Genomic DNA, 19706 nt, shown 5'->3' with positions numbered 1-19706 from the left:
TTGAAAAATATCACCATTGCAATAGATGCGATGGGTGGGGATCATGGCTTGAGTGTAGTGATTCCTGCCTGTGTGCGCGCAGCGAACAGTAATCCTAATTTAAAGCTAATTCTTGTTGGTGTTCACGACAAGATTGATGCTCATTTAAAAAAATTAGGCGTTTCCTCGTCGAAGCAATTTTCTATAGTTCACGCCTCTGAGGTTGTTGCTATGGATGAATTGCCTTCATCTGCTTTGCGCAATAAAAAAGATTCGTCCATGCGTGTAGCGATTAACTTGGTAAAAGAAGGTATAGCACATGCATGTGTTAGTGCTGGAAATACCGGTGCGTTAATGGCTACTGCACGTTATGTATTAAAAACGTTACCTGGTATTGATAGGCCTGCGATCGTTTCTGAACTTCCAACAATGAAAGGACGAACCTGGGTTATTGATTTAGGCGCAAACGTAGATTCCTGTGCTGAACATTTGTTTCAGTTCGCAGTTATGGGGTCAGCCTTAGTACAAGCAGTTTCAAATAAAGAAAACCCTAAAATTGGCGTATTAAACATTGGCGTTGAAGAAATCAAAGGCAATGATCAAGTCAAACGAACCGCGCATATGCTTGAAGAATGTTCTGTTATGAACTATGTTGGATATGTGGAAGGTGATGATTTTTACACAGGTGAGATTGATTTAGTTGTTTGTGATGGATTTGTTGGCAATGTTGCCTTAAAAGCGAGTGAAGGTTTGGCTCGACTTTTCCTAGGGCTATTCAAGGAGTCATTTACACGCAACATATTGACCAAGTTAATTGGTTTAATTGCGATGCCTGTATTAAAACCATTAAAAAGTCGATTGGATCCTTCGCGTTACAATGGTGCCAGTTTATTAGGGCTAAATGGTATTGTCGTTAAGAGCCATGGCGGAACCAATGAAGTAGGTTTTCAACATGCAATAGAGCAAGCTGTTCTTGAAGTAAAGAATGATGTCATTGATTTAGTTCGTGCTCGTATAAACGACTTTATGAATCAAGGGTTGCTTTTATGAAATATGCTGTAATTAGTGGTACTGGGAGCTATATTCCGGAGAAACAGCTTTCTAACGTTGAACTGGAATCAATGATCGATACCAGTGACGAATGGATTGCTTCAAGAACTGGTATTCGTAATCGCAGTATTGCTCAAGGTCATGAAACCACTTCATATATGGCAGCTAAAGCTGCCGAGCAAGCGTTACTTGCAGCAAATCTCGATGCGGACCTAATCGATTTAATTATTGTGGCGACGTGTACTCCCGATAATTTTTTCCCAAGTGTCGCTTGTGCAGTGCAACACGCTTTAAAAATTAAAAATCCAATTCCTGCCTTTGATGTTAGTGCTGCATGCAGCGGCTTTGTTTATGTCATGGATATAGCAAAGCAATATATTAGCTCAGGGGCAGCAAATAATATTTTAGTAATTGGTAGTGAGCGTATGTCTCACGCTCTTGACTGGAATGACCGCGCCACCTGTGTTTTGTTTGGTGATGGGGCAGGTGCTGTTGTGTTAAGTGCAAGTACTCGCCAAGGGGTTATCGGAAGCGTGCTGCATTCTTCTTATGATAGGGAGAAGTTCTTAGATCTTCCCAATAATTCCCTTAAAGAAGAGCGTTCGGTAATTTCCATGAAAGGCAATGATGTATTCAAACTTGCCGTTAATATTATGGGTAATGTTGTCGATGAGGTTTTAGAACTTTCCCAATTAAAAAAGTCAGATATTAAATGGTTAGTTCCTCATCAGGCTAATCAGCGTATTATTCAAGCTATCGCTAAAAAATTAGAGCTTCCTATGTCGCAAGTTATTGTTACCATTGGTAATCATGGTAATACTTCGGCAGCTTCTATTCCGTTGGCTCTTGATCATTCCATCCGAAACAATCAAATTCAAAAAGATGATTTATTTTTGATTGAAGCTTTTGGCGCCGGAATGACCTGGGGCGCAATGGTGATTCGTTATTAATAATTTTATCTTTTTGTCATTTAAATAAGACCGGTGTTTTTTGCTGGGCCTTATTTAAATTACTATAGATGGGAGTTGATTTAATTATGGTGAAAACAGCGTTCGTTTTTCCTGGACAAGGATCACAATCAGTAGGGATGTTGGCTGACTTTGAATTACAATATCCTATTATTGTAGATACTTTTGCAGAAGCTTCTGAAGCTGTGGGCTATGATTTATGGCAGCTCATTCAGCAGGGGCCTGCAGAGCGCCTTAACCAAACAGAATATACTCAGGTCGCGATGCTGACTGCGGATGTAGCTGTTTATCGCTTATTAGAACAAGAAAATCTTGCTACACCCCAATTTATGGCCGGCCATAGTTTAGGTGAATACCCTGCATTAGTTTGCGCTGGGGCCTTAACCCTTAGTGATGGTGTCCGTTTGGTTGCGCGCCGTGGCCAGGTAATGCAACAGGCTGTTCCTTTGGGAGCGGGGGCAATGGCTGCAATTATTGGCTTTAATGATGAGCAAGTAAAATTATTATGTCAAGAAGCCAGTCGGGCTCATGATTTGGTTACTCCAGCGAATTATAACTCTCCTGAGCAAATTGTTGTTGCAGGGCATACGGCAGCGGTTAATCGTATGATCGCATTGGCAGAGGATGCTGGTGCTCGATTAGCTAAAGTAATTCCTGTCAGCGTCCCCTGTCATTGTCCTTTATTAACTGATGCAGCTGAATCTTTTGCTGAATATTTAGCTGAGGTTAATTTTAAAAAACCGAACATTAATGTAATAAGTAACGTTGATTTAAGTGTTTATGAATCAGCAGAGCAAATAAGAGATCGCTTAAAAGAGCAACTTTATAGCCCAGTGCGTTGGGTCGAGACGATTCAACTCTTTAAAAGTCAAGGTGTTGAGCTGATTTTGGAATGTGGCCCAGGCAAAGTGCTCAATGGGTTAATTAAACGAATTGATAGAAGTTTCAATACGATTAGCATTTACGATACCATTAGTCTGGAGCAAGTGGCTGAACAATTAGCCTAAGATGTCATTTATGCCACATAGGTTAACTATTTGCTTGAAGCTTTTTTTATTTTAAGGAACATCCATGCATAATTTAGAAGGTAAAGTTGCCTTAGTAACTGGTGCAAGCCGCGGGATAGGCCAAGCGATTGCTATTAAGCTAGCCCAAAGAGGGGCTTTTGTTTATGGCACAGCAACCACTGAAAAAGGTGCAGAGCTCATCACTGAGTATTTTGAAAAAGAAAACTTAAATGGAAAGGGCTTGGTCCTTGATGTGACTAATAGTGAGCAAATAGAACAGGTTGTAGATTCTTTGGCTCAAGCAAGTCATGCACCAGCAATTTTAGTTAATAATGCAGGAATAACCGCAGATAATCTATTATTACGCATGGATGATGATGAGTGGTTTAAAGTTATTGATACAAATTTGAATTCTATATACAGAATGTCTAAAATTTGTATAAAGTCGATGTTTAGGGCACGTTGGGGTAGGATTATCTCAATCGGTTCTGTTGTTGGTTCAAGTGGAAATACAGGACAAGTAAATTACACCGCAGCGAAAGCAGGTATTGTGGGCTTTTCTAAATCTTTAGCGCAAGAAATTGGCAGCAGAAACATCACTGTAAATGTAGTTGCACCAGGTTTTATTGATACCGATATGACTACCTCTTTACCTGATATGGTAAAAGATGAAATGATGAAGCGCATCGCTTTGCGCAAGTTAGGTCAGCCAGAAGATATTGCCAATGCAGTTGCATTTTTAGCTTCAGATGATGCTAAATATATTACAGGTAGCACAATTCATGTTAATGGCGGCATGTATATGGATTAAATGCACTTGCGTTATCTGTATAAATGAATAAACTATACCCTCCTATTTAACTTTGACCTTTTGAGGGTTTTTTAGACAAAATATTAAGAGGTTAAAGTTAAATAGGAGTGGTGTTAATTATCTGGAATAATAAAAAGTTTCTATCAACCGAAAGAGGAAAATTAAGTTATGAGTACTGTTGAAGATCGTGTACGCAAGATTGTTGTTGAACAATTAGGCGTTAAAGAAGAAGATCTAAAAAATGATGCGTCATTCGTTGATGATCTGGGAGCTGATTCTCTAGACACAGTAGAATTGGTTATGGCTCTTGAAGAAGAATTTGAAACTGAAATTCCTGATGAGAAAGCTGAAAAAATTACTACGATTCAAGAAGCAATTGATTATATTGAATCTAATTTAGATAAAGAAGAAGCATAATTCTTCGAGGAGTCTTGATTGAATAAGCGGCGTGTAGTTGTCACAGGCATGGGTATGCTTACTCCTGTCGGACTAAATGTGAAAGATACTTGGCAGAATATTGTAGCTGGTGTTAGTGGAGTAACTGTAGTAGAGGATTTTGATACTGCTGAATACAGTACACGAATCTGGGCTAAAGTTAAGAATTTTAACATTGAAGACTACATGCCATTGAAAGAGGCTCGCAAAATGGATGGGTTCACCCAGTTTGGTGTTGCTGCAGCAGATGAGGCAATACGTGATTCTGGGCTGAACCTTGACGACAGTGAGTTACAATACCGTGCAGGTGTTGCTGTGGGTTCCGGAATTGGTGGTGTACAAACCATAACCAATAACCAAGATAAACTTGTTGCCGGTGGACCACGTAAAGTTTCTCCGTTTTTTATTCCTGCCGGGATTATTAACCTGGTTGCAGGACAGATTTCTATTCGCCATCATCTTAAAGGGCCGAATATTTCTGTGGTAACTGCTTGTACTACGGGTACCCACAATATCGGTTTGGCAGGACGAATGATTGCCTGCGGTGACGCTGATGTTATGGTTTGTGGCGGCGCGGAAAGTACGCTGACCCCATTATGCCTGGCCGGTTTTTCGGCTGTTCGCTCTTTATCTAAACGAAATGATGAACCAGAAAAAGCATCCAGACCATTTGATAAAGACCGCGATGGTTTTGTGATGGGAGAAGGTGCCGGTGTTCTTGTATTAGAAGAATACGAACATGCTAAAGCGCGTGGTGCAAAAATTTATGCCGAACTAGTTGGTTTTGGTATGTCTGGCGATGCCTATCATATTACTGCTCCTGATGAGGATGCGGATGGTGCAACTCGCGCAATGGAAGCGGCAATTCGTGATGCTCAAATCGATCCACAACAGATTGACTATATTAATGCTCATGGAACCTCTACCTATTTAAATGATTTGGGCGAAACAAAAGCAATCAAGCGTGTATTTAAAGAACATGCTTATGATTTAGCGGTAAGCTCAAGCAAATCAATGACTGGTCATTTATTAGGTGCTGCAGGTGCTGTGGAAGCAATCATCAGTATTATGGCAATCCAAGATCAGGTGGCTCCACCAACGATTAATCTGGATAAGCCTGATGAAGGCTGTGATTTGAACTATGTACCCCATAAAGCTCAAAAACGTACTATTAATTATGTACTAAGTAATTCGTTGGGCTTTGGTGGAACGAACGGTAGCTTAATTTTCAAGCGAATCTAAATGGCCTTTTCAAGACACAAAAAACTAATTCTTTCGATAGTAATGTTGTTTTTTGTGTCTTTTGCTTTTTTATGCTGGAATTTCTATTGCATTGTAGGAACTCCCCTTATTTCTAAACAAGATCCCGCGAAAGTTATTAACTTGAGTCGGGCAACTTCTGCATCACAATTCGTACAAACATTAAAAGATAATAATTTACTTCAGTGTCGTAGGCCTCTACTGCTGATTATTCGTTTTACAGGACTTTCCCAAAAGCTAAAGGCTGGTGTCTACCAAATCAAACCGGGTGAAACCGCACTAGAGCTGCTTTATCGTGTTGTTGCCGGTGATGTTTTAACACAAAACTTTACGGTTATTGCGGGCACTACCCAGCAGAAAATCGCACAGGATTTGGCAAAAGCAAGTTATCTGGATTACCATCCGGAAGATTGGTCTTTAATTAAAGGAGAGCATACGAGTGCGGAAGGATTAATTTTAGCTGATACCTACCAATATCAAGGTGGGAGTAGCAGTAAGAAATTATTAGAGCAGGCGCATCGTAATCTACAAAACTATCTTAATAAGGTTTGGGCTAATAGAGCGCCCAATTTACCCTATAAAAGTCCTTATGAATTACTTATAGCCGCCTCTATCATTGAAAAAGAATCAGCAATTCCCCAAGAGCGCCAATTGATTTCTGGGGTTGTTGTTAATCGCTTAAATAAACATATGCCATTGCAAATGGACCCTACAGTGATCTATGGTTTAGGGAATGCGTACACAGGTAAATTATCGCATCAGGACATGCAGGTTGACTCACCTTACAACTCCTACCGCTATCGCGGCTTACCTCCAACGCCTATAGCAATGGTCAGTAAAGAAGCACTAGAGGCTACGGCGCATCCTCAATTATCTAATTATTTATATTTTGTTGCGAAAGGTGATGGTAGTCATCAATTTTCTGAAACCTATGAGCAACAAAGACAAGCAATCAATCAATATCAACGCAAGGGTTCTTAATGTTATCCTCAGTGGGGAAGTTAATTGTTATTGAAGGCCTGGAAGGGGCTGGAAAGTCGACTGCAGTAAACACAATCATTGAATTTTTAACTCAGTTAGGCATTAATATTATTACTACTCGTGAGCCAGGCGGCACCTTTATTGGTGAAGTACTGCGTGATCTGATTAAAAATCCCGAATATAAAGACGTGTTAGATGACAAAAGTGAGCTGTTACTCTTGTACACCGCGAGAATACAATTACTGGAGCAAGTAATTAAGCCTGCTTTAAAGCAAGGCACTTGGGTTATTGCTGATCGCTTCGAATTGTCTACTATGGCCTACCAAGGAGGTGGTAGGGGTTTAGATCAAGATATGATAGAGCACTTGTCCTCCTTTGCATTGGGCGGCTTTAAACCGGATTTAATTTTGTATTTGGACATTAGCCCGGAAGAGGGAATGCAGCGAGTTCGTTCGCGCGGCGCCTTTGATCGCATAGAACAACAATCCATCGACTTTTTTAACCGGGTTCATGCAAGCTATTTGCACCATGTACAAAAAAATCCTAATGCGATAATGATTGATGCCAGTCGTCCTTTGCCCGTTGTACAGCAGGCAATTCAAGATGCATTGCAGACTTTTATCGGTAATAGGATATGAGCATATATCGATCTCAATGGGAACATTTGCGGTTAGCCTGGGAGCAAGGGCGCAATCCCCAATCTATGCTCTTTGTTGGGGCTATGGACCGGTCTTTAGCTGATTTTACCGTGCAATTTACCATGCTGGTTTTATGCAAAGCCTCCTCCAGCAAACCATGCCAAAAATGCAGCGATTGCCAGATGGCATTTCATGGTGAGCATCCGGATATTGAATGGATTAAGCCGCAAAAAACAGGAGGGCCAATAAAAATTGATCAAATCCGCGAGCTGCAAAGCTATTCTTATTTAACGCCACAAAGATCTGCTCACCGTTTAATTATTATTGAATCAGCGGATAGAATGAATACTGCTGCAGCGAACGCCCTGTTAAAGATTTTAGAAGAACCGGCAGCCCATACCTTATTTTTGCTAATGGCTCAGCAGTTAAGTACGGTGCTTCCTACAGTTTTAAGCCGTTGCCAGGTTTTTCATTTTGCTCTACCTATGGATTTATCGGCTACAAATCTTCTCACTCTTGGCGCGCATTATCCGCAAGAGTCTGAACAAGCGCAGATTATTAATCAGGCAGAAACTATTTTAGAGGGACTAATTGCAGTTATTGAGAAGAAAACCCATCCCTGTATTGTGGTCCCCCAATGGGCTGAATTTGAATTAAATACCATATTATGGTTTCTTTATCTGGTTTATGCACAAATTCAGAATATGTGGATTAATAAACCAATATTAACGGGGCCGGCTACTCAGCAGTTACAGCAGTTGTCCTGCTTGCTAAGCCCTATCATTATTTTTTCTCAAATTGATAAAATAAATTTATTACGCCGCAAACTAAGCCATAACTTGAATGTAAATGCGACGTTGGCTTTGGAAGATTTATTACTCGATTTATAGGGTGGACAGGATGCAGCAAATTAATTGTATATTTGATAATCTTTCTTCTTTACATTCAGCGTATATGCCTTTCGTTAAAGGTGGAGGCCTATTTATTCATACGCAGCATCTCTATGAGTTAGGTACAGAGTTAAGTTTAGTTGTAAATTTAATGAATGAGAACAAGCCTTACTGTGTTGATGTAAAGGTTGTTTGGGTTACTCCTTTAGAAGCTCAATCGAGCCAACTTCCGGGAGTTGGATTGCAACTTATCAATGAGCATGGTTGTGATTTACGTAGTAAAATAGAAATCTATTTAACAGAAATTTTAAAATCACAGACAGGTTCTAGTCACACTTTAATCAATTGAGGTTATCAATTTATGCTAGTTGATTCACACTGCCATTTAAATTTTTTGGATCTCACTGAGTTTAATCAGGATATCGCCAATGTATTAGCCCAAGCTAAAGAGAATGATGTGCAGCATTTTCTTAGTGTTTGTGTGGAGTTAACCGATTATCCGGCATTGGAAAAGCTAGCTGCTGAATACTCTAATATTAATATCTCTGTTGGCGTTCATCCTAATACCGAAATGGATAAGCCAGTTACCGCACAAATGCTTTGTGATTTAGCAGCAAATCCTGCCTGTATTGCTATTGGTGAAACAGGTCTTGATTATTACCGAACCCACACTGAAGAAGCACAGGAAGAACAGCGAGATCGTTTTCGTGAGCACATTAAAGCGTCCTTAATTACTTCCAAGCCATTAATTATTCATACTCGTCAGGCAGCGGAAGACACTATAAAATTAATGGCTGAAGAAAATGCCCAGAATATAGGTGGGGTAATGCATTGTTTTGCTGAAAGTTTGGACATTGCAATGCAATCGATTGATCTGAATTTTTACATTTCATTTTCAGGTATTGTAACCTTTAAAAATGCAACTGCATTGCAGGAAGTTGCACGCCAAGTACCTTTAGATCGAATACTTATTGAAACGGATTCGCCATATTTAGCACCAGTACCTTATCGCGGTAAACAAAATCATCCTGCTTTGGTAAAGCATGTGGCTGAGGCGATAGCACAGTTACGTGGTATTAGTTATGAAGAGGTTGCTAAGATTACTACACAAAATTTTTATAAATGTTTTAAGTTAGCATAAGTTTGTGGATTGGGCCATGGCCTAAGAAGCCATCGAGCCATATCAAAATTCAAATGTTGGGCTAAGGGTCCAACTTGCTCAGTGAGAAACCAATGACTCTATTTATAGGATTAATGTCAGGGACCAGCATGGATGGTATCGACGCAGCAATTGTTGATATTCCCTCAAATAAATTAATTTGCGGCATTACCAAAGAATACAGTAAAGAGGTAATGAACGGACTAAATAAGCTACTCGATGGTTCTGATTTAAGTTTAGCCTCGATATGCCAATTGAATACTCTAATTGGTCGCGATTTTGCTCAGGCTGCTAATGAGGTTTTACATGAGGCGGCATTGAGCGCTAGAGATATTTGCGCACTAGGCAGCCACGGACAAACGGTGTGCCATAATACTGAAAGCAGCATCCCTTATACATGGCAGTTAGGTTGTGGGCATACTATTTCTTCACTGACTGGAATTACCGTTATTGCAGATTTTCGCACACGCGATTTAGTTAATGGAGGGCAGGGCGCTCCTTTTGCACCTCTATATCACCAAGAACTATTCAGCAAACAGTTCGCAAATGTTGCTTTAGTTAATATTGGTGGAATTGCTAATATTACTTTTATTAATGCGAATAAACCCACGCGCGGCTGGGATGTTGGTCCGGGGAATTGTTTAATGGATGCCTGGATTGCCAAACATCAAGGTAAGTCCTTCGATGCGAATGGTGCTTGGGCGCAGCAGGGAATGGTTATTCAACCATTGCTGGATGCATTATTAGCTGATTCTTTTATCCAATTAACTGCGCCTAAGAGTATAGGTAAGGAATATTTTTCATTATCTTGGTTAGAAACACATTTAAAGCCGGATTATAAAGCTGTAGATGTGCAGAAAACCTTATTAGCATTTACAGCAAAACCTATCGCCGATGCACTAATTGACGCACCAAAAGAGGTAAAAGATTTATTTCTATGTGGAGGGGGAACACATAATCTTGCGCTGAAGCAAATGATTCAAGAGTTACTACCAGAAATCGTTGTCAAAAGTGTTGCAGATGCAGGAATCAGCCCCGATTATTTAGAGGCCATGTTGTTTGCTTGGTTGGCGGCACAAACAATAAATCAGCAACCATTGGATCTAGGCGCTATTACCGGTTCGAAAAAACCTGCCATTTTAGGTGCAATCTACCCAAGCAGTGGTTCATTAAAATAATGTAACCTGTTTAAGAGACACTCAAATCAGATTGCAATGGACATTCCCCTATAAATCTAACAAAATCATATTGACAAAGTAAATCGCTATAAGCTTAAATGAGCGATTCACAACGGAGTGACTTGAAATTGAGCGCATATTACACTGAGAACACACACCCAAAAGAGCATGGTAATTTAACAACAGCGTACTTTATCTTTTTCTTAGCGGCATCCTTTTATCTATATGAATTTATTTTGCAAGTAGCGCCTAGCGTTATGGCTGAACCCATGATGAAAACCTTTGGGGTTACTGGAGAAGGGTTTGGCTTTATCTCAGCTTTTTACTTTTATGCCTATGCACCTACTCAATTACCAGCAGGGGTTTTATACGATCGCTATGGGCCAAGAAAGCTAATGACGGTCGCTATTCTTTTATGTGCTCTCGGTTCTGCGTTTTTCGCCTCTACAGATAGCGTATTTACTGCATGTATTGGACGTTTTCTTATTGGAATTGGTTCTGCATTTTCATTTATTGGAGTCCTCGTGCTGTTATCACGTTGGTTTCCTCCGCATTATTTCGCTATTTTAGCAGGTATTGCCCAATTAATGAGTTCTGTTGGCGCAATATTTGGTGAAGCGCCTTTAGCTTATTTAATTCAAGGAGTTGGTTGGCGAAATGCAAGCTTTATATTAGCCTTTGTCGGTTTTATTCTAGCGGCATTTTTCTGGATGTATATTCGCGATTACCCAAATCAACAAAATCAGAAAACCCCAGAGCATTATCTTCGCGATGAATGGAAACGGTTAGTTGCAGTATGTAAGCATGCACATACTTGGATTATTGGCAGCTATGCCTTTGCAATTTGGACGCCTATTGCCGTATTCGCGGCCTTATGGGGAGTTCCTTTTCTTCAAGAAAAATTCCAAATTAGTCTAGTTGCTGCTTCCTACTTATGCAGTATGATTTGGATTGGAATTGGAATTGGTAGTCCATTGTTAGGCTGGCTTAGTGATAAGATTGAGAGTCGGCGCATTGCGTTAATTATTAGTGCCGTTTTAGGGTTAGTTGCTACGTTAATTCTTCTTTACTTGCCAGGCCTTACTTATAGCTGGGCTCCAGTAGTTTTATTTGTCTTAGGCTTAGGTGCAGGTGGTCAAACAGTAAGTTTTGCTGTAGTAAAAGAAAATAACACGGCTGAATATGTAGGGACTGCATCAGGTTTTAATAATCTCTCTGTATTGATTGGCGGTGCGATATTTCAACCTTTGGTAGGATATATTTTACAGCATACTGATTCTGGGCATGTGGTGAACGGGGTATATGTATACAGTATCTCAGGTTATCAAACAGCATTATTGGTTATGCCTTTATGTTTCTTAGCAAGCTTGTTGATCGCTACGTTTTTACTTAAAGAATCTCATCCGGCAAAACAACAATAAGTTGCCGCAAGCGTAGCCTGTCTGCTTGCATTAATGTGCGCGTATTAAGCTTACGTAACGCCAGAAAGCTAAAAGCACGTCATCCGAGGAGTTTATACGATGAGGAACTCCTTGGATGGGATCATGAATCCATTCCCGGACACATTCAGGAGTTCCCTCGCGGTGCTCGGGATGACGTGTCTCCTGAAAAACTGTCGGAAAGTACGTCATCCTGAGGAGTTACGACGAAGGAACTCCGGAATAAAGCACGAATCCATTCTCAGGCACATTCAGAAGTTCCCTCGCGGTGCTCGGGATGACGTGTCTCCTGAAAAACTGTCGGAAAGCACGTCATCCTGAGGAGTTTACGACGAAGGAACTCCTGAATAAAGCACGAATCCATTCCCGGACACATTCAGAAGTTCCCTCGCGGTGCTCGGGATGACGTGTCTTTGAAAAAATGTCGGAAAGTTCGTCAATTCAGTCGGACTTATTCTTCCCTGACACCTTCTCATCTTCTACCGATTTATGCATCCAAAATGCCAAACCTACAAAGGTGAAGAATACAAGTTGCATTGCATTACAATACAGGGCAAAGTGCAGACTATTATGTGTTTTGTAGATAATATTTGCCGTCTCAGTTCCCAGAGCGCCAATAACCATAACACTTAGACTCACTAATGCAGAGACGGTACCTTTACTTACCGAAGTAACAAAGAGGCAGAATCTGTTCAACGGGGCATTAATCACACTTAATGCAAAGAAATAAATAATGATTCCAGGCATCAGATAGTGATAGTCATTCCCATACAGATAAGGCAGCGCGGACATTAATACCGCACCTATGGTCATAATCGCACAGCCTAAGTAAATGATTTTTTTAATTTCAAGTTTATAGGTTAGGCGATGTAAAAACCAGTTACCTATAATTGTGGCGCCAAATACAGGTAGCTGCCAAAGCCCGTATTGAATTACAGTCAGTTTCCCCTCGACAGTTAAAATAATGGGGGCTAAAGCAATCCAAGCAAGACTGGGTATACCCACAGTGCCAATGGCTAAAGTTCCCATAACAAATACTTTATTAGTCATCAAGGATTTGTAATTAGCAAAAACCTTCTTCGCCGAGAATTTGGTTTTGGGTGTAAGTTCTCCATTTTTTTTCTTTTGTCCAATAGGCTCGGGCATATAACGCCATAATCCCCATAAGGCCACCAAAGCAAATAGCGCGATAGAAATAAAGATATAACGCCAGGACATATAATGGATGACTATAGCCCCTAAGAGCGGCCCTAAGAGTGGTGCAAGAATCGTGGCATTAGCCATAATTGAAATAAGGCGAATTGCATCCATTTCTTCGAAAATTTCTTGAATGGTTGCATAGCCAATAACACCAATAAAACAAAGCCCCATGCCCTCAAAGAAGCGAGCAATCATAAATTGGTTCATTGAGTTGGAGCAGGCAATGAATAAAGTAAAAATAAAAAATAAGCAGGCACCAAGCAGCATCATAGGACGACGCCCGTAGGCATCCGATATTGGCCCTAAAAATATCTGTAAGCTCGCTCCACCAAGAACATAAATAGTAAGTGAGGTTGCCACGGCAGATTCAGGGGCGTTAAATGCATGGGTAACGCTAATCATGCCTGGCATAATCATATCATTAGCGATGTACGTTAAGAACTCATACAAGACAAGAAAGCCAGCAAATAAAATAGCCTGCTTTTTAGTGATGGAAATTAAGGGTTCGGACATAAAATAAACCTTGTTTTTAAATGCTGCTACTATTTTTGCTTTAAGTCATTGATGTTTTTCATCGCGTTATGCGCATTTTTGAAATGGTATATATCAAGACTAAATGATTATTTAATGAACTAAATGATAGTGTACTCTATTCTAATCAGCAGATCAATGTGTGAAGACGGATTCTTATATTATTACCATTTTCAAGCTGCGTGTAGCTGTAAGTGCTTGTCTTATTTTGTAAATTAGAAAACCTGCATCAAATTAAAAGAAATTCCAATCTAAAAAACAGAAGTTATCTATTTAGCGCCTATTTCAGTGAAAAGCCGGTGAATGAGAAGTGGCATTTTTGCAGTAAAATATTTGTTATTGCAGCGCAGCAATGACAACATTCACCTCTCTCACCGGTTGAAGAAGTATTTTAACGATAAAAATTAAGCCATATTTCCTAAAAATTCTTGTAAATGCGCTTTATCACTCTCCGAACTTAAATACAACTTCAAGCGCTCAATTGAGTTGTGGTACTCATCTTGATTGATTACCCCACGGATCAATTCAAAGCGCAGAAACACACAAAAAGTATTGAGCACATCGGTTTCACAATAATTACGAATACTTTTTATGTCTCCTGCAAAATACTGCTCCCATACCTTAGAGCCACTCATGCCCATTTTCCCGGGAAAGCCTAACATGCTGGATATTTCATCTAGGGGCGCAAAGGCTTTATTTTGATAACCCGCAATAAGGTCCATAAGATCCATATGACGATAATGAAAACGGCTTAGGTAATTATTCCAGCGAAAGGCCTGATTATTTTCCCCTGACTCCCAATAGGTTGGTGCGGGAATACCATGGAGTAGTGCACGATAATGCAGTACGGGTAAATCAAATCCACTACCGTTCCAACTGATTAGCGTAGGAGTATGTTTGTCAATTCCTGCAAAAAAACGGGTAATTAATTCTTTTTCATCAGATTGTTCATCACCTAGAGACCAAACTTTAATAGTGGAGCCCTGGCTAAGAACTAATGAAATAGTACATATCCGTTGTAAGTAGTGAGGAAGAAAATCATTACCTACCTTCGCACGTCTTAAGGCAAACATTGCTTGTGCTGTATCTTCATCCGATAGATTATGCAAATCATATAGCTTACGTCCAGATTCAATATCTGGAATAGTTTCAATATCAAATACCAGAATGGTCATGAAAGTTACTTATTATTTTAGGGAATCACAAAAGCAAATAGTATCATGCAACCTAAAGCAGGCAACAGCGATTTAATTTATAATTACATAGATTGTGCGAATTAAATTTGCTAATATCTTCCTTTTTCTTATTTGATCGTTTATGGAATCTTTGTTTCAATTTAAGAAGTTAAAACTTGTTTTGCTGCCTTTATTTGTTGCAGCGCTTACTGCCTGCGTTAGCCGACCTCCTTCAGATTTGAATAATGTCTGTAATATATTTAGAGAATATCCAAAATGGTATACGCATGCTAAAGATGTTGAGTACAGATGGAAAGTACCAGTTCCTGTACAAATGGCCATTATTCATCAAGAGTCTAAGTTTGATGCGCACGCAAAGCCACCGCGTAAGAGATTGCTCGGGTTTATTCCCTGGAAAAGGCCTACAACGGCCACAGGCTATGCTCAAGCGTTGCATGGTACATGGAAAGAATACAAACAAAATAATGGCGGATTCTTATCTTCTCGTCATAATTTTGCCGATGGGGTAGATTTTATTGGTTGGTACGCTAATCAGGCTAATCGTCGTGCGGGAGTCAATCGTGCGGACGCCTATAATCTTTATCTCGCTTATCATGAAGGGGTAGGTGGCTATATGCGCAAATCCTATTTGAGGAAAGCATGGTTAATGCCGGTAGCTCGTAAAGTTAAGGCCCGTTCGCAACTTTATGCGATGCAATTGAATTCTTGCCGGGGAAGTTTAGAGAGGCGTTACTGGTTTTAAGTTATGGTGAATTTGCTTTTTTTGAAGCAGAATCTAAATGAGACCTAAGATTTCCAGAAGTCTTGGGTATAAACGTATAAAAGTGATGTATACTCAGAGGAATCGAACTGAGATATGTCCTAAGGAGTTTTTTGATGCGATTAATGCTTTTGGGTGGTCCAGGGGCCGGAAAAGGGACCCAGGCTTTACGAATAATTGAGCGCTATAAAATCCCGCAAATCTCAACCGGAGATATGTTGCGTGCAGCTATTGCGCAAGGTACCCCATTAGGTTTAAGCGCTAAAAAGGTAATGGAAGCAGGTGGTCTTGTCTCTGATGACATTATTATTGGTTTAGTCAAAGAGCGTTTAAAGCAGGGCGACTGTAAAAATGGCTTCTTATTCGATGGTTTTCCCCGAACTTTAGTACAAGCAGATGCATTAAAGCAAGCAGGAGTCCATTTGGATCACGTTATTGAAATCGATGTAGATGATAATGAAATTATCCGTCGAATCAGTGGTCGTCGTATCCACCAGCCTTCTGGCCGTGTTTACCATATTGTGAATCAGCCTCCGAAGCAAGAAGGTTTGGATGATATCACGGGCGAACCGCTAATTCAGCGTGAAGATGATAAAGAAGAAACCGTAAAAAAACGTTTGGAAGTATACCGAAAACAAACAGCGCCATTAATTAATTATTATAAAACATGGGCAGAAAGTGGTGACCATGATGCACCAGCCTTCCATAGCGTTTCTGGTAGTGGTAATGTTGATGATGTATTTCATGAAATTATAAACTCTATAGAAGCTAAGGAAGATTTATGCCAAGCGAAAATGTAGTGAGTGCCGCTTTTGAAGCATTAATTAATGAAAACAAAATTGTATTTGTTGATTTTTGGGCTGGTTGGTGTGCTCCCTGCAAGCAGTTTGCTACAATCTATGAGCAAGTTTCGGATCAATATCCGCATATTAAATTTGCTAAAGTAAATATTGAAGCGGAACAAGAATTGGCTGATTTCTTTGAAATCCGTTCTATTCCACATTTGATGGTATTTAAGGAAGGTATTGTCATTTACTCTAATGCAGGCAGTATGCCTGCTTCAACCTTACATGAGTTGGTTGAACAGGCTCTTGCCGCTGATGTTAGTGCAATAAAGGCTCAGTTTGAAGAGGATGATAAGAAATAATACTTTCAATGTAAGCAGCCAGTTCTTTTTTCCTGGCTGCATCCATTACTAAATCCAGTTTAGTACGTCGCTTCAGGACATCCTCGCTGCCGCGAGCCCATTCTTCTAATATTAAGTAGTCTACTTCAGCTTGATATAAACCTGAGCCATAATTTTTTCCTAGAGATTTTTCGCTGGTACTCAGGGATAGGAATTTTTCCATGCAACTCCCATAAGTATGTAAATAACGTTGCAATAATTCTTTATCCATCCAGAAATACTTCTTCTGTGCATATTGAACATACTGCTCAAAATCCATGGTACCAAATGTCGCACCAGGTAGAGGGGTATTAGCCGTAATGGATGGTTTTAGATCGGGAAAAATAGTACTAAATTGATTGATAGCCTCTTCGGCCAATTGCCTGTAAGTGGTTATTTTTCCTCCGTAAATAGTAATTATTGGGGCAGGTGTTAGTTGAAAGTTATAATTATAATCTCGACTTAAAGCGCGAGCTTCCTTGCCTTCATTGGCTAACAGAGCACGAACGCCACTCCAGGTATATACAATATCATTGGCTGATATTTTAGTTTTGAAATATGAATTTACTAATGTAATTAAATAATTAATTTCTTCGTCACTAATGTGGATCTGTGCTAATCGCTCATTTAGAGGCACATCCGTAGTGCCTATCATGCTATGACCGTGATAGGGAATAACAAAAATAACTCGTTTGTCCTCATGCTGTAAAAAATAAGCATGCTCCCCTTCATATAACTTAGGTACAAGTATATGACTGCCTTTAACTAAACTAATTTGCTGCTGATCTGGAATTTGTGTGAGTTGTTCCACTGATTTAACCCAGGGGCCTGCAGCATTTATCAAAGTTTTCGCCTGGATGGTATACACTGGACCTGATTGCGGCTGTATGGTTACATACCATAAATTATTAATGACCTGAGTTTTAATGACGGTGGATCGGGTATGAATGCTTGCGCCATGACGTTTTGCCTGCAACGCATTAGCAATAGTTAAGCGGGCATCATCGGCAGCACCATCGTAGAATAAAAAACCTCGTTCTAGTTCATTTTTTAATGGGGCAAAGTACTGAGCTTTATTTTTTCTATTGATACTCTTGCATTTCGGTAAGCGATTTTTACTGCTTAAATGATCATACAAAAATAAGCCTAAACGTAAAAACCAGGAGGGACGCATGTGCTTTTCATAGGGTAATACCAAAGGCTGAGCATGTACCAGATGAGGAGCTAAATCAAAAAGACGCTGCCGTTCGGTCAATGCTTTTTTTACTAAAGCAAACTCGTAATTTTCTAAATACCTTAAGCCTCCATGAACAAGCTTAGTACTGTTGGATGAAGTTTTAGAGGCCAAATCATCTTGTTCTATAAGGACAACAGAGAGGCCTCTTAAAGCAGCATCAGCAGCACAACCGCAACCGTTGATGCCGCCACCGATAATTGCAACATCAAAAACCTGATCCATGTTTTGGTCTCCATAAAAAAAGATTACACTTATTAACTATAACCTAGTAATAAAAAACAAGGAATGCCAAGACCATGAACTATCTTCTTGCAATTGATCAAGGAACCAGCAGTACACGTGCTATGATTTATACCCTAAGCGGCGAGTTAATCGCTAGCAGCCAGTATTCATTAACACAATATTATCCTGAAGCAGGTTGGGTAGAGCATGATCCTGAGGAAATATGGCGTAAAACATTGTCTGCGTTACGTGATGTGGTTGCTCAAGTACCTCCAGATGCGATTCTTGCTTGTGGTATTACTAATCAAAGGGAAACCACCGTTATCTGGGACAAAAATACTGGCGCTTGCTTAGCCCCAGCCATTGTTTGGCAGGACCGTAGAACAGCAGAGTATTGTCAGACCTTTGCCTCAGAAGCATCGATAATCCAAGAAAAAACAGGTTTACTTCCAGACCCTTATTTTTCAGCAACTAAACTTAATTGGTTATTAAAAAATAATACCCAAGCGAAACAACTTGCTGAGAAGGGCGATTTGGCATTTGGCACCATTGATAGCTTTCTTATTTGGCGTTTGACTAAAGAACATAGGCATTTGACTGATGTCACGAATGCTTCAAGAACGATGCTTTTTAATATTAAAACAGAACAATGGGATAAGGCATTATTAACACTGTTTGCAATTCCTGAATCAGTACTTCCTGAGGTTTATGCTAGTGATAGTCATTTTGGCGTTATTGATAAACAATGGCTAGGCATTGAATTACCGATTACCGGAGTGGCTGGAGACCAGCAAGCAGCACTAGTAGGACAAGCTTGTTTTACCTCTGGGATGGTGAAAGCGACTTATGGAACAGGAGGATTTTTATTGCTTAATACCGGACCTAAGCCGGTTTTTTCACAACATAAATTACTAACAACCATTGCATATAAAATTAAAGGTGAAACCATTTATGGTTTAGAAGGTAGTCTTTATCACGCAGGGACTACAGTGAAGTGGTTACGTGATGAGATGAAGATTATTAGCAATGCCGAAGAAACAGAAGCCTTGGCCTGCTCTTTGGAGAGCAATGGCGGTGTTTATTTAGTTTCTGCCTTTACAGGTTTAGGTGCACCGCATTGGTTATCCGAGCCCGGTGCTGCGATGTTTGGTTTATCCCTTTCCAATACGCGAGCCCATTTCGCTCGGGCTGCTTTAGAAGGAGTTTGCTATCAAACACGAGACGTTCTCGCTTGCATGCGTGAAGATAGTATTCTCGATTTATCTTTATTATGTGTAGATGGCGGGATGGCCGCGAATCGTTGGTTTTTACAGTTTTTAGCAGATCAATGCCAATTACAGGTGCAAAAGCCCAAAGATATAGAAACAACAGCGAAAGGAGCTGCCTTGTTAGCGGCATTAGGTTGTGGAGTATTTAAATCACTTGATGAGGTGCGCGCTACTTGGGCTATTGAGCAATGTTTTTATCCTGAACGTGCTAAAGAAATCGTGGAGAAAGATTATCAGGGTTGGCAGCAAGCATTAGCTAAACTATGCATATCAAAGAGGCGTTAAGAGGGAACTGAGCTAACGGAGAAGTTCGTCATCCCGAGTCTTGCGAG

General features: G+C 40.1%; 20 protein-coding genes. 17 read left to right on the top strand and 3 right to left on the bottom strand.

Going from position 1 to position 19706, the window contains the following annotated elements:
- The 13 genes from plsX to BN3124_RS13425 all read left to right on the top strand — a co-directional run bounded on the left by plsX (nt 1) and on the right by BN3124_RS13425 (nt 11777).
- Nucleotides 1-1029 carry a phosphate acyltransferase PlsX gene (gene plsX, locus BN3124_RS13485; RefSeq protein WP_058535298.1) on the top strand — a complete coding sequence of 343 codons (1029 nt, stop codon included), beginning with the start codon at nt 1-3 and terminating at the stop codon, nt 1027-1029.
- Nucleotides 1026-1979, top strand: a complete 954-nt coding sequence (locus BN3124_RS13480; RefSeq protein WP_058535297.1) for a beta-ketoacyl-ACP synthase III — start codon at nt 1026-1028, stop codon at nt 1977-1979. The genes plsX and BN3124_RS13480 overlap by 4 nt, the downstream gene beginning before the upstream one ends.
- Before the next feature lie 86 nt (nt 1980-2065).
- Nucleotides 2066-3004 (top strand): ACP S-malonyltransferase, encoded by a 939-nt coding sequence (gene fabD / locus BN3124_RS13475; protein ID WP_058535296.1) that lies wholly within the window; start codon nt 2066-2068, stop codon nt 3002-3004.
- A 64-nt stretch (nt 3005-3068) separates the two neighbouring features.
- Complete coding sequence (fabG, locus tag BN3124_RS13470) at nt 3069-3815, top strand: 3-oxoacyl-ACP reductase FabG (RefSeq protein WP_058535295.1); 747 nt, start codon at nt 3069-3071, stop codon at nt 3813-3815.
- Between the two features lie 168 nt (nt 3816-3983).
- Nucleotides 3984-4232 (top strand): acyl carrier protein, encoded by a 249-nt coding sequence (gene acpP, locus BN3124_RS13465; protein ID WP_006871648.1) that lies wholly within the window; start codon nt 3984-3986, stop codon nt 4230-4232.
- 18 nt (nt 4233-4250) lie between these two features.
- The gene (gene fabF, locus BN3124_RS13460; RefSeq protein ID WP_058535294.1) at nt 4251-5492 is read left to right on the top strand and encodes a beta-ketoacyl-ACP synthase II; all 1242 of its coding nucleotides are present in this window, start codon (nt 4251-4253) and stop codon (nt 5490-5492) included.
- Nucleotides 5493-6491: an endolytic transglycosylase MltG gene (mltG, locus tag BN3124_RS13455; RefSeq protein ID WP_058535293.1), complete on the top strand. Its 999-nt coding sequence runs from the start codon at nt 5493-5495 to the stop codon at nt 6489-6491.
- Nucleotides 6491-7129: a dTMP kinase gene (tmk, locus tag BN3124_RS13450; protein ID WP_058535292.1), complete on the top strand. Its 639-nt coding sequence runs from the start codon at nt 6491-6493 to the stop codon at nt 7127-7129. Before mltG ends, tmk begins: the two co-directional genes overlap by 1 nt.
- Nucleotides 7126-8019 carry a DNA polymerase III subunit delta' gene (locus tag BN3124_RS13445; protein ID WP_058535291.1) on the top strand — a complete coding sequence of 298 codons (894 nt, stop codon included), beginning with the start codon at nt 7126-7128 and terminating at the stop codon, nt 8017-8019. Before tmk ends, BN3124_RS13445 begins: the two co-directional genes overlap by 4 nt.
- A gap of 10 nt (nt 8020-8029) precedes the next feature.
- Entirely contained in the window at nt 8030-8368 is a 339-nt protein-coding gene (locus BN3124_RS13440; protein WP_058535290.1) for a PilZ domain-containing protein, read from the top strand.
- Between the two features lie 12 nt (nt 8369-8380).
- Complete coding sequence (locus BN3124_RS13435; RefSeq protein ID WP_058535289.1) at nt 8381-9160, top strand: TatD family hydrolase; 780 nt, start codon at nt 8381-8383, stop codon at nt 9158-9160.
- Nucleotides 9161-9252: 92 nt separating this feature from the next.
- On the top strand, nt 9253-10356 hold the full coding sequence (locus BN3124_RS13430) for an anhydro-N-acetylmuramic acid kinase (protein WP_058535288.1): 1104 nt from the start codon (nt 9253-9255) through the stop codon (nt 10354-10356).
- A gap of 128 nt (nt 10357-10484) precedes the next feature.
- Entirely contained in the window at nt 10485-11777 is a 1293-nt protein-coding gene (locus tag BN3124_RS13425; protein ID WP_058535910.1) for an MFS transporter, read from the top strand.
- A 459-nt stretch (nt 11778-12236) separates the two neighbouring features.
- Here the strand turns inward: BN3124_RS13425 and BN3124_RS13420 are convergent, their stop codons facing one another.
- Together BN3124_RS13420 and BN3124_RS13415 are read right to left on the bottom strand one after the other, a co-directional pair.
- A complete protein-coding gene (locus BN3124_RS13420) occupies nt 12237-13508 on the bottom strand; it encodes an MFS transporter (protein WP_058535287.1) in 1272 nt (423 codons plus the stop codon).
- A 422-nt stretch (nt 13509-13930) separates the two neighbouring features.
- A complete protein-coding gene (locus tag BN3124_RS13415; RefSeq protein ID WP_058535286.1) occupies nt 13931-14701 on the bottom strand; it encodes a 3'-5' exonuclease in 771 nt (256 codons plus the stop codon).
- A gap of 142 nt (nt 14702-14843) precedes the next feature.
- Between BN3124_RS13415 and BN3124_RS13410 the strand changes: the two genes are divergently transcribed.
- The 3 genes from BN3124_RS13410 (at nt 14844) to BN3124_RS13400 (ending at nt 16629) form a co-directional block, all read left to right on the top strand.
- Nucleotides 14844-15464 carry a transglycosylase SLT domain-containing protein gene (locus BN3124_RS13410; protein ID WP_058535285.1) on the top strand — a complete coding sequence of 207 codons (621 nt, stop codon included), beginning with the start codon at nt 14844-14846 and terminating at the stop codon, nt 15462-15464.
- Between the two features lie 134 nt (nt 15465-15598).
- Nucleotides 15599-16282 (top strand): adenylate kinase, encoded by a 684-nt coding sequence (gene adk, locus BN3124_RS13405; protein ID WP_058535284.1) that lies wholly within the window; start codon nt 15599-15601, stop codon nt 16280-16282.
- Nucleotides 16264-16629 (top strand): thioredoxin family protein, encoded by a 366-nt coding sequence (locus BN3124_RS13400; RefSeq protein ID WP_058535283.1) that lies wholly within the window; start codon nt 16264-16266, stop codon nt 16627-16629. Before adk ends, BN3124_RS13400 begins: the two co-directional genes overlap by 19 nt.
- On the opposite strand, the gene glpD is transcribed toward BN3124_RS13400, so the two are convergent.
- Entirely contained in the window at nt 16586-18106 is a 1521-nt protein-coding gene (gene glpD, locus BN3124_RS13395; protein WP_058535282.1) for a glycerol-3-phosphate dehydrogenase, read from the bottom strand. The two genes, BN3124_RS13400 and glpD, sit on opposite strands and share 44 nt — an antisense overlap.
- 74 nt (nt 18107-18180) lie before the next feature.
- On the opposite strand from glpD, the gene glpK reads away from it, so the two are divergent.
- Complete coding sequence (glpK, locus tag BN3124_RS13390; RefSeq protein ID WP_058535281.1) at nt 18181-19659, top strand: glycerol kinase GlpK; 1479 nt, start codon at nt 18181-18183, stop codon at nt 19657-19659.
- Nucleotides 19660-19706 lie beyond the last annotated feature (47 nt).

Origin of the sequence: Legionella saoudiensis (assembly GCF_001465875.1) — a bacterium.
GTDB lineage: Bacteria > Pseudomonadota > Gammaproteobacteria > Legionellales > Legionellaceae > Legionella > Legionella saoudiensis.
The sequence above is the reverse complement of the archived record's forward strand: the minus strand, read 5'-3'. Positions and strand labels throughout refer to the sequence as shown.

What these genes read in the sequence shown, in the direction of transcription:
- adk (WP_058535284.1), top strand. Translation starts at nt 15,599, where the DNA reads ATGCGATTAATGCTTTTGGGTGGTCCAGGGGCCGGAAAAGGGACCCAG.
- BN3124_RS13430 (WP_058535288.1), top strand. Translation starts at nt 9,253, where the DNA reads ATGACTCTATTTATAGGATTAATGTCAGGGACCAGCATGGATGGTATC.
- BN3124_RS13435 (WP_058535289.1), top strand. Translation starts at nt 8,381, where the DNA reads ATGCTAGTTGATTCACACTGCCATTTAAATTTTTTGGATCTCACTGAG.
- acpP (WP_006871648.1), top strand. Translation starts at nt 3,984, where the DNA reads ATGAGTACTGTTGAAGATCGTGTACGCAAGATTGTTGTTGAACAATTA.
- BN3124_RS13410 (WP_058535285.1), top strand. Translation starts at nt 14,844, where the DNA reads ATGGAATCTTTGTTTCAATTTAAGAAGTTAAAACTTGTTTTGCTGCCT.
- BN3124_RS13440 (WP_058535290.1), top strand. Translation starts at nt 8,030, where the DNA reads ATGCAGCAAATTAATTGTATATTTGATAATCTTTCTTCTTTACATTCA.
- glpD (WP_058535282.1), bottom strand. Translation starts at nt 18,106, where the DNA reads ATGGATCAGGTTTTTGATGTTGCAATTATCGGTGGCGGCATCAACGGT.
- BN3124_RS13400 (WP_058535283.1), top strand. Translation starts at nt 16,264, where the DNA reads ATGCCAAGCGAAAATGTAGTGAGTGCCGCTTTTGAAGCATTAATTAAT.
- fabD (WP_058535296.1), top strand. Translation starts at nt 2,066, where the DNA reads ATGGTGAAAACAGCGTTCGTTTTTCCTGGACAAGGATCACAATCAGTA.
- BN3124_RS13445 (WP_058535291.1), top strand. Translation starts at nt 7,126, where the DNA reads ATGAGCATATATCGATCTCAATGGGAACATTTGCGGTTAGCCTGGGAG.
- glpK (WP_058535281.1), top strand. Translation starts at nt 18,181, where the DNA reads ATGAACTATCTTCTTGCAATTGATCAAGGAACCAGCAGTACACGTGCT.
- tmk (WP_058535292.1), top strand. Translation starts at nt 6,491, where the DNA reads ATGTTATCCTCAGTGGGGAAGTTAATTGTTATTGAAGGCCTGGAAGGG.
- mltG (WP_058535293.1), top strand. Translation starts at nt 5,493, where the DNA reads ATGGCCTTTTCAAGACACAAAAAACTAATTCTTTCGATAGTAATGTTG.
- BN3124_RS13420 (WP_058535287.1), bottom strand. Translation starts at nt 13,508, where the DNA reads ATGTCCGAACCCTTAATTTCCATCACTAAAAAGCAGGCTATTTTATTT.
- fabG (WP_058535295.1), top strand. Translation starts at nt 3,069, where the DNA reads ATGCATAATTTAGAAGGTAAAGTTGCCTTAGTAACTGGTGCAAGCCGC.
- BN3124_RS13480 (WP_058535297.1), top strand. Translation starts at nt 1,026, where the DNA reads ATGAAATATGCTGTAATTAGTGGTACTGGGAGCTATATTCCGGAGAAA.
- BN3124_RS13415 (WP_058535286.1), bottom strand. Translation starts at nt 14,701, where the DNA reads ATGACCATTCTGGTATTTGATATTGAAACTATTCCAGATATTGAATCT.